Source organism: Dellaglioa sp. CoH-57-MRSF-18 (assembly GCF_056781995.1).
In genome coordinates this window covers 1-368 of sequence record NZ_JBXAXX010000130.1, presented here as the reverse complement: position 1 = coordinate 368, position 368 = coordinate 1, and the positions used below count along the sequence as shown (strand labels likewise).

Below are 368 nucleotides of genomic sequence, written 5' to 3'. Positions count from 1 at the left end.
ACAGGTCGCGAATGTACGTGGCATCGAGTTCCCGGTTCGTGGCTTTGTCCGTATAGCCCGGAACCTCGATCGACCCCCACTGCGGGAATTTCTTCAGGTAGTACGAACTCTGGTCCTTCGAATGGCCGATGAGGACTACCTCCACTTCGGTGACGAGACCGGTGGAATGAAGCGCATCCATCTCCAGCGCGCGCTTCGCGAAATCGACGCGACGCTGGACTTCAGCCATCCATTTGAAGTCGTTGTCATGCAGGTGATCGTTGAGCGTTTCGAGTTCGAGGAAGCCCTTTTCAATGGCTTCCGGATACACAGCCTCGGTCATTTGGGCAACCTCGTGCGCCGTCCAAGGATTCTTGACGGTACGCGGA

At 56.5% G+C, this 368-nt stretch carries 1 protein-coding gene; it reads right to left on the bottom strand.

Annotated elements, in window-relative coordinates:
* Nucleotides 1–322 (bottom strand): hypothetical protein (locus tag AC1RPG_RS08415; protein ID WP_481762535.1); only part of this gene is annotated, 322 nt, incomplete at its 3' end.
* Nucleotides 323–368: the final 46 nt, after the last annotated feature.